The sequence below is a fragment of the Sphingomonas sp. genome (assembly GCF_031361285.1).
Taxonomy (GTDB): Bacteria; Pseudomonadota; Alphaproteobacteria; order Sphingomonadales; family Sphingomonadaceae; genus Sphingomicrobium.
Window position 1 is genome coordinate 1 of record NZ_JANMCO010000112.1, and the last position, 9774, is coordinate 9774.

5 protein-coding genes, 1 tRNA gene and 1 pseudogene are annotated in these 9774 nt (G+C 63.7%); 6 read left to right on the top strand and 1 reads right to left on the bottom strand.

Going from position 1 to position 9774, the window contains the following annotated elements:
- Both RMO25_RS10170 and RMO25_RS10175 read left to right on the top strand, forming a co-directional pair.
- Window positions 1-648, top strand: a pseudogene (locus RMO25_RS10170) (alpha/beta hydrolase); the annotation flags it as partial.
- Window positions 649-781: 133 nt separating this feature from the next.
- Window positions 782-858, top strand: a tRNA-Arg gene (locus tag RMO25_RS10175).
- Between the two features lie 559 nt (window positions 859-1417).
- On the opposite strand, the gene RMO25_RS10180 is transcribed toward RMO25_RS10175, so the two are convergent.
- Window positions 1418-2902, bottom strand: coding sequence for an MFS transporter (locus RMO25_RS10180; protein WP_309662491.1), 1485 nt, complete (start codon window positions 2900-2902; stop codon window positions 1418-1420).
- A gap of 200 nt (window positions 2903-3102) precedes the next feature.
- Between RMO25_RS10180 and RMO25_RS10185 the strand changes: the two genes are divergently transcribed.
- The 4 genes from RMO25_RS10185 to RMO25_RS10200 all read left to right on the top strand — a co-directional run.
- Window positions 3103-4179, top strand: coding sequence for a LacI family DNA-binding transcriptional regulator (locus RMO25_RS10185; protein WP_309662492.1), 1077 nt, complete (start codon window positions 3103-3105; stop codon window positions 4177-4179).
- Between the two features lie 152 nt (window positions 4180-4331).
- The gene (locus RMO25_RS10190; RefSeq protein ID WP_309662493.1) at window positions 4332-7241 is read left to right on the top strand and encodes a TonB-dependent receptor; all 2910 of its coding nucleotides are present in this window, start codon (window positions 4332-4334) and stop codon (window positions 7239-7241) included.
- Window positions 7242-7254: 13 nt separating this feature from the next.
- Window positions 7255-9258: a glycoside hydrolase family 3 protein gene (locus tag RMO25_RS10195; RefSeq protein ID WP_309662494.1), complete on the top strand. Its 2004-nt coding sequence runs from the start codon at window positions 7255-7257 to the stop codon at window positions 9256-9258.
- Window positions 9259-9284: 26 nt separating this feature from the next.
- A partial coding sequence (locus RMO25_RS10200; protein ID WP_309662495.1) for a tryptophan 7-halogenase occupies window positions 9285-9774 on the top strand: 490 nt, incomplete at its 3' end.

The following is a 9774-nucleotide window of genomic DNA, read 5'->3' on the forward strand; positions in this document are numbered from 1 at the left end:
GAGCAATTGCTGCTGCCATTGCTTCGCGAAGTCGGCGATCCCGGGGCGTTAATCGGCTACTGCCTCGGCGGGACGATGGCCATCGCCGCCGCCAATCTTCATCCCGTGGAACGCGTCGTGACCATCGCCGCGCCGTGGAACTTCGCTACCTATCCGGCCGCGGGCCGCAACAGCCTGTTCGCCATGTGGGGCGATGCGCGCGGGCCTGCCGAGGCCCTCGGCGCGCTGCCGATGGAGGTCCTCCAGGCCGCCTTCTGGTCGCTCGATCCCGAGCGCACGGTGTCGAAATTCGCCAAATTCGCCGCGCTCGATCCGGCCAGCGCCGAGGCCCGCCGCTTCATCGTGCTCGAGGATTGGGCCAACCAGGGCGAGGCCTTGCCCTGCGCCGCCGCGGCCGAGCTGATCGAGGATTTGTTCGGCGCCGACCTCCCCGGCAGCGGCCGCTGGACCATCGCCGGCACCGCCATCACCGACCGTCTCGCGCTACCGATGCGCCACTTCACCGCCGCCCACGACCGCATCACACCCGCCGCCACCGCCCCCGCCGGCGACACCGTCGAAATCGCCTCGGGCCACGTCGGCATGATCGTCGGCTCGGCCCGCGCCCAGCTCCACGCCGGGCTCAAGGACTTCCTGAGCCGGCCCTGACCCGTCTTTGCGAGGAGCCGAAGGCGACGCGGCAATCCAGCCAAAACAGAAAAACTGGATTGCCACGCTTCGCTCGCAACGACGAATGCGCCAGCTTGCCGCTGCGGCGCAGCGCGGCTAAGTCGCGCCCCACGCACCCGTAGCTCAGCTGGATAGAGTACTGCCCTCCGAAGGCAGGGGTCACAGGTTCGAATCCTGTCGGGTGCGCCAATTTTTCAATGACTTAGACGAAATCTCTTTCTCGCGTATGAAACGCGTATGGAAAACTGGGTGTGAGAAGCCCTAGATTCCGTGTCTGATGAGGGCCACCCCCGGGCAGTCGCGATTCACGTCTCGTGCCGACCTCACAGTCCAACGCATTGGCTTCTTTGTCCTAGAGATTAGCGACCTTTAGCAAGCTCCGCGCTCGCGCTTTCAGATCCCCAGCCTCTTGATCAGCGGGTCCTAGGTTCGAGCCCTAGTGCGTCCACCATTTTTCGCCGGTTGTGGCGGCCTCTCTCCTGTCAATGTCCCCGCACGAAAATGTTGGCGGTCAGCCGCCCTTGGTGTGGGTTGGTGCTGCGGTTCAAAGATATCGACCGATCTCGATCAGCCCATCGGGATCGCCGCTGAAGTCGTCGATGACCACGACCGGGCTCTGGCTTTTGCCCAGCCGCCGCAATTCAGGCTTCACGAGCGCGCTTCAATCGCCTGGTCCCTCCTGGCGGCGTCAGATGTGTCCATGTTGACCCATTCCCGGACATCCCGGCGATGCGTTGTGCCGAATGACCTACACCGGCACCGTGACGGCAGCGGCATCCTCGGCATCGAGCCGCCTCAGGTCGCCGCCTTTCGTTTCCCGGCCGAACCATGAAATAAGCAAGGTTCCGACAACAACCGGGCCGACAAGGAAGCCGGCGACCAACGCCATTGGCGGAACCAGCGCAGTAATCGACAACGCTTGCGCAACGACGCCTCCGGCCTTGGTACATGCAGCCACCCACCCGGTTGCGCGCCCGCGCACTCGAAGGGGAAAGCTCTCCGCGGTGTACGGGAGCAAGACCGCAATCACGCCGTTGGATCCGACAATGAGCAGGGCCACTGGAATCACCGGACTGCCTTCGCCTGCGACTTCCAGGCGCAACACGAGGAGCAAGCCCGCCAGCGTTACGCCGAGCATGGTCACGAGTGACCATTTGGTGCTCCAGCGGCTGTAGATCAGCGCGCACAGGAATACCGTCGGCAGGGCAATGAGCGCAGACTTGGCGAGAAGCCGGCTTGAAACTGCAATCGAGTAGCCACTGTCCTGGAGAGCGCCCGGCAGCCACAACAGCAGTCCGAAGTTGATCAATCCCCAGGAGATTGCGGCGACGGACAAGGCCGTGAGCTTGCCAACCAGATGCATGCCACTGAGGGCACCGTGAGACCTCAGGGGCGCGGGCTGCGGCGTGGCGACCTTGCGGGCGACCGCTCCAAACCTCTTCATGACGGCGGCGGCCTCTTCCGGCCGACCGCGCGCGAGAAGAAACTTCGCTGACTCCGGTATAAAAGCTCCAAGCAAAACGAGCAGGAGCCCGGTTGGCAGGTTGAGCAACCACAGGATGCGCCAGGTATAGGTGGGCTGGAGCAACGCCGCCGCGCCGCTGGCGGCAAAATATCCGCCGGCGGCGCCAAGGCCGCCCACCAGCACGAGGCTCCAGCCCCGGTGCCGCGTTGGCATCATCTCGGCCAGGAGTGCGTAGGTGACTGGCAGCATGCCACCGGCGGCCGCCCCCATCATGAAACACATGAACACGTTCCAGGCAAGTGACGGCATCGTCCCGCAGATCGCGGTGCCGACGAAGAACACCGCCGACAGCAGGATCGTCGCCTTGCGTCCGTAGATGTCCGCCAGGATGCCCCAGACCACTGATCCACAAACCGTCCCGACCAGCGCGAAGAAGGAAAGCAGCGATCCGGTCGCCTTGGGCACCCCGTATTCACGACTGAGTTCCGGGACCACGAAGCCGAGAGAAGCGGGCTTCATAACGTCAATCACCAGTGCCAATACGAGCACCGTCATCAAGGTCCAGTGCACAGCTCCGAGTTGCGCGTCCTCGGGCGCCGCGATGAGAATGTCCTGGCTGGCGGCTCGTTGAGCCGGGATGTTGTTGGGTAGCAACCCCCAGGCCGCGACCAGGACGCCGCCGACGATCAAGACCATGCCGAAAACCATATCTGGTTCCATTGGCATGCCCGCCAAATGGTAATGCATGGATCCGCCCGTGAGGAACATGGGCAAGTGCAGAAGGACGCCGGCAGTAACCGCGAGGACCCCGAGCATGAAAGCCCAGAGTCCCCGCCGATCAGCCAGTGTGCTTACGCTCCGCATGGTGAGAGACGTAGCAACGACTTCTAATCCGTGGAAGGAGCTTAGGTCCCCAGAGTCTGTTGAAGCTTGCCGCTCGGCTAAGTCAGCGCCAGAAGTGAAACGCAATGGAAGGCGACCGGGCACGACTGATTAGCGGTGGGAAACCCACGATCGACGATGTCGCATCGCTGGCCGGCGTCAGTCGGACAACGGTCTCACGCGTGCTCAACAACGGGCCCAACGTCCGCCCCGGACTGCGCGACAAGGTTCGCATCGCGGTCGATGCACTCGGCTTCAAGATCAATGTCCAGGCACGCAACCTTGCCGGCCGGACGAGCGGCCAGATTGCCATCGTCCACCAGTCCGACCTCGATACCGAACCCAACAGTTACTATCACGCGGCCCTGGAGCTGGGCGCGTTGCGCGGTTGCGCCGATCACGGGTTCCAGGTCACTACCCGGACAGTCAGCCCGGACCCAAAAACGGCGCAGCAACAGATCAGGACGATGTTTGACGAGCAATGGGTTGCCGGAATCATCCTGACGCCGCCGCTGTCCGATGACCGCGTCCTCCTTGCTGACGCGAGGGAGCGGGGCATGGCGATCATCTGCATCTCGGCCGATCCCGATGCAGTCGCGGCGGCGCCCGCGATCGGGATCGACGATTTCACCGCCGGGCGCGACATCGCCCGCCACATGATCGGGCTTGGTCACCGTCGCTTCGGTTATATTCACGGACTTGCCGGCCATCGCTCGGCCGAACGAAGATTCAACGGGCTGCGTCACGAACTGGCCGCGGCGGGGATCGCGGACGCATCGATCATCGAAGAACGCGGGACTTTCACGTTCCATTCCGGGATCGAGTGCGCCCAACGCATTCTGGAATCGCAACCGCGGCCGACGGCATTGATGTGCGCCAACGACGACATGGCTGCCGGGGCCCTGCTGGCCATTCACCGCGCTGGCCTGGCGATTCCCGGCGACATCTCGGTCACCGGTTTCGACGATACGCCTTTGTCCGAGATCGTCTGGCCGCCGCTGACAACGGTCCACCAGCCGATCAAACAGATTGGTTACGATGCCGCCAACATGCTCGTCGCGATGATCGGTCGCGCGAGCCATGCGGATGACGAGCAGTCGCGGCAGGTCACCGCTGCCCATTATCTGGTTGAACGCGAATCGACCGGCGCGCCGCCAGCCTAGAACATCCCGCCTGCGGGCGATTGCAAGGCGGTTGACACGCCGGTGTAATATCGACAGATTGGAAGCGCTTCCAATGAAACGGGAGCCAATGGCTGCAGGCGCTGGGAGTCCCGGCGGATATGCAGCCAGATCAACAGAGGGGAAGACTGAAGATGAGCGCAGCTCGGACGCCTGCCGTCGCCCGTCGCATGGTTCAATTCGCCACCGCCGTTTCCACTCTGGCACTGATCGCGACGATGGCCGCGCCAGCCTCGGCGCAGGTCGTGACTCAGCCGGCTCCGGACCAGCCCGATACCGATCCGACGCCCGGCGATCCGGGGATAGCCCCGGCTCCGGAAACCACGGCCGCCGACGGTAGCGAAATCGTTGTCACCGGCATTCGCGCGGGCCTCCGCAATTCGATCGAAACCAAGCGCCGCAACCAGAGCATCGTCGAGGTCGTGTCGGCCGAGGACATCGGCAAGCTGCCCGATCTTTCGATCGCCGAGTCGATCGCGCGCCTGCCCGGCCTCGCCGCCCAGCGGGTCAATGGCCGCGCCCAGGTGATCTCGATCCGCGGCCTTTCGCCGGACTTCACGACGACGCTGCTCAACGGGCGGCCGCAAGCGAGTTCGGGCGACAATCGCGCGGTCGAGTTCGACCAATATCCGTCCGAGCTGCTCAACAGCGTCGTCATCTACAAGACCCCCGACGCCAACATCGCCGGGATGGGGCTATCGGGTACCGCGGATCTCCGCACCGTTCGACCGCTGACGTTTGGCAAGCGGGCCATCGCCGTCAACGTTCGCGGCGAGCTCGACGGTACCAAGCGCGTCAACAGCGACGTGCGCAATTATGGTGGCCGGCTTTCGGTCAGCTACATCGACCAGCTCACGCCCCAGCTTGGTGTCGCGATCGGTTTCGCCCACCTCGACTCGCCGTCGCACAACAAGCATTTCAAGGGCTATAATTACGAGACATTCGATTGCTGCGATTTCACCAAAGACCGCATCTCCCCGGACTCGGCGGACTCTGCGACTTTCCTCACCGGCCAGGAAGTCTTCAATTACTCGCGGCGCAACGTCCGCGACGCGGTGATGGGCATCCTCGAGTGGCAGCCCGACGACAAGCTCCACACGATCGTCGATCTCTATTACTCGCGGTTCAAACAGCGCGAGACGATGCGCGGCACGCAATGGTTTTCCAACGTCTGGGCCGACAGCCAGACCTTTACCAATGTCACGACCGAAGATCGCGGCGGGACCGAGCTCGCCGTAACCGGCACTGCCAACGGCGTCGCACCGCAGCTGCGCAACGACTACAACACCCGCGACGACTGGCTGTTCTCGGCCGGCATCAACAACGAATATAAATTCACCGACCAGCTGTCGCTGATCGGCGACCTGTCCTATTCGAGCAACAAGCGCAAAGAGAGCATTGTCGAGACCTACGCGGGCTACGGCTGCTGCGTGACAGCTCCGAATCAGAACGACAACCGTGTTTTCGACTCAATCTCCTGGGACATCACCGGCAGCGGTTTTCCGACCTATGGGACAGGTTTGAACTACGCCGATGCCTCGCAGGTGTCGCTTGGCGACCGCGCGCCGTGGGGCGGCTGGGGTCATGACGGGGCGATGAAGAACCCCGACGTCCGCGAGAACGTCTATTCGGGCGACCTCGACCTTCGCTACGAGCCACGCGGGATTTTCGAGGCGATCGACATCGGCGCGAACTTCACCCGCCGCGACAAGAAAAAGCACGTCGACGAGTGGGACCTGATGCTCAAGAACGGGCGCATGCAAGTGCTGGTTGGCAGCGATGTCCTGGTCAACCCGACATCGCTCGGTTTCGCCGGCCTCGGCGACACCCTCAGCTACAACGTGCCCGATGCGATCGATCAATATTACGACATTACCGTGCTCGAGGACGCCAACCACTTCGACAAGGCGTGGCACATCCGTGAAGATATCTGGACGCTGAAAGCGCGCGCCATGTTCGCGGCCGGCAATCTCCACGGCAATGTCGGCGTCCAGCTTGTCCACCAGGACCAGCAGTCGGAAGGCCAGCGCATCAATACCGATGTGTTGCCAATCGAGATCACACCGGTAAGTGACGGCGCGAAATATACCGACTTCCTGCCTAGTTTGAACGCCTACTACGACCTTGGCGGGGGACACCGCATCCGCTTCGCCGCGGCCAAGGTCCTCGCCCGTCCGCGCATGGACGAAATGCGCGCGAACCTGACCCCTGGTTTTGGCAACCCGTGCCTCGGCAGCCCACCTTGCGTTCCGGGCCAGGAAATCCATCCGTGGTCGGCCAGCGGCGGCAATCCCAGGCTCAAGCCGTGGCGCGCCAAGGCCCTCGACCTTGCCTATGAATGGTATATCGGCAAGGGCAGCTACGTCGCGGTCGCCGGCTTCTACAAGAAGCTCGACACCTACATTTACACCCAGACCCTGCCCTACGACTTCAGCGGACTGCCGCTGCCATCGACGGCAGCGGGAATTCCGGCCGGGGTGATCATCAGCCCGATCGGAACCATCAGCCAGCCCGCCAACGGCAACGGCGGCTCGATCAAAGGCATCGAGTTGAGCGGCGCGATCGAGCTTGGGCGCCTCACGCGCATGCTCGACGGCTTCGGAATCATCGGCAGCCTGTCCAAGACGAAAACGAACCTCAATCCAACGCCCGACCAGACACAGGAAGTTCGAATTCCGGGCCTGTCGGGCACTGTCGCCAGCCTGACCGGCTATTTCGAAAAGAACGGCTTCCAGGCCCGCGTCGGCTATCGTTACCGGTCGCCGTTCAAGGGTGAGGTGGTGCAGCTGTTCGCGACCCGAGGCTTTACCGAGATTCTCGCCGACAAGCAGGTCGATGCGCAGGTCGGCTACACCTTCCCGGAGACCAGCCGAATGCTCCCCAATCTCGGCATCCAGCTGCAGGTCAACAATGTTACGGACTCGCCGTATCGGACCCTGATCGGTGTCGACGGCGGACCGACCACCGCCAACGGCAGCAGGTTCATCGAGACGTACGAGAAGTACGGACGCCAGTGGCTGCTCGGTTTCAACTATCGCTTCTGACGAAGGTGATCGCGTGAAATTGACCCGACTGACCGGCGGGACGGCAAGTTGTGTCCTGCTTGCCGGGGCGCTGGCCCTATCGCCGGTGCTGGCGCAATCGACGGCATCGACTGCAACTTCTGTGGCGGCGTCGCGCTGGCCAGCTGCGCAGTCGCGACCCCTGGCATCCCGCAAAGCCGTCGCGGACGAGGCGCGGATCAGGCGGATCGTCGCCGGAATGACGCTCGAGCAAAAAATCGGGCAGATGACCCAGCCCAACATCGACTCGGTCACACCTGACGACGTCCGGCGCTATTATTTGGGCTCGATCCTCAATGGTGGCGGCGCCTGGCCGGGTAAGCGCAAGGACGCGAGCATCGCCGACTGGCTCGACCTGTCACGGCGCTTCTACGAAGCCTCAATGTCGACCGACATGGCGATCAAGATCCCGGTGATCTGGGGAACCGACGCGGTCCACGGGCACAACAACGTGCGCGGCGCCACGCTCTTTCCGCATAACATCGGCCTTGGCGCGGCGCATGACCCGGCGTTGATGACGCGCATCGGCCACGCCACCGCGCGGGCGGTCCGGGCGACCGGGATCACCTGGGTGTTCGCGCCGACGCTGGCGGTGGTGCAAAACCCGCGTTGGGGCCGCACCTATGAAAGCTATTCCTCCGATCCAGCGCTCGTCCGTTCTTACGCCGACGCGATGATCCGCGGCCTGCAGGGCGACTTCAAAGGCGGCGACGACGTGCTTGCGACCGCCAAGCATTTCCTGGGCGACGGCGGCACCTTTCATGGCAAGGACCAGGGCGAGACCCGCGCCTCCGAAGCCGAGCTGATCCGCACCCACGCCGCCGGCTATTACGGCGCGCTTGAGGGCGGCGCGCAGACGGTGATGATCTCTTATTCGAGCTGGACCGACACCGCCGCCAAGCGGCCGTGGGGCAAGATGCACGGCAACCGCTATCTGGTCACCGACGTGCTCAAGCGGCGGATGGGCTTCGACGGGATGGTGGTGTCCGACTGGAACGGCATCGAGCAGGTTCCGGGCTGCACCAAATCGCATTGCCCGCAGTCGATCAACGCCGGGATCGACCTCATCATGGTTCCCGACGACTGGAAGGCGTTCATCACTGAGACCGTTGCCGACGTTCGCAGCGGCGCGATCCCGATGGCACGCATCGACGACGCCGTGACCCGGATCCTGCGCGCCAAGCTGCGCAGCGGCCTGTTCGACGGTTCCCCGGCATCTGGCCCTCACCCGGACGCCTCGGCGATCGGTGATGCGGCGTCGCGCGCGATCGCCCGCGAGGCGGTTCGAAAGTCGCTGGTGCTGCTCAAGAATGATCGCGGCGCGCTGCCGATTTCCAGAAGCGGGCGAGTGCTCGTGGTCGGCGCCGGCGCCGACAGCATGGCGGCCCAGACTGGTGGCTGGTCGCTGACCTGGCAGGGCAGCGAGAACAGCAATTCGGACTTTCCCAACGGCGAGACAATCCTCGACGGAATTCGAAAGACGCTTGGGCGGGGACAAGTCGATTACAGCCCCGACGGCAAAGGCGTGAACCCCTCCCGCTATCGCGCGATCGTCGCGGTCGCGGCGGAAAAACCTTATGCCGAGGGCGCCGGCGACATCGCCTTCCCGGCAACCATGCGGCACAGCGCGCGCTATCCCGCCGATCTCGCAATACTCGACCGCGTCGGCGGCAAAGGAGTGCCAGTCGTCACCATCCTCCTGTCCGGGCGCCCGGTATCGGCCAACGACCTCATCAACCGCTCCAATGCATTCATCGCCGCCTGGCTCCCGGGAACCGAGGGCCAGGGCATCGCCGACCTCCTGTTCACCGAGCTCAAAGGCCGGCCGGCCCATGATTTCACGGGCAGGCTCTCGTTTGATTGGCCGGCAGGCGACTGTTTGCGCCGCGGCGTGGCCCAGTTCCGGCGCGGCTACGGCCTCAGCTATCGCCGCCCAGCGCGGATCGCGCGGCTCCCCGTCGGACCGGCCATCGCGAACTGTCCCCCCGGCTCCAACTAAGGCATTAGGGTCGCGGAGGGCCGACAGTGGACGAGCAACGCATTCGCAAAATCTTGATCGTCGGTGGCGGGTCCGCCGGTTGGATGACAGCGGCGCTGTTCGCCGAACTGTTCCAGGGTTTGTACGAAGTCGAGCTCGTCGAATCCGAGCTGATCGGCACGATCGGCGTCGGCGAAGCGACGATCCCCGCGATCAAGAAATACAACGAGCTCCTAAACCTCGACGAAGCCGAGTTCATGCGGATGACCAAGGGCACGTTCAAGCTCGGCATCCAATTCGTCGACTGGTGGAAAATCGGGGCGAGGTACATCCACGGCTTTGGGGTCATCGGCCAGGATTGGGAATGGCTGCGCTGCCACCATTACTGGTTGCGTGCGAACGCCCAGGGCAAGGCCGGCGACTTTTCCGATTATTCTATCAACACCGCCGCCGCGCTCGCCAACAAGTTCATGCGCGCCCGCCCCGACTTGGCAGATTCGCCGCTTGCCCACATCGCTTATGCGTTCCATTTCGACG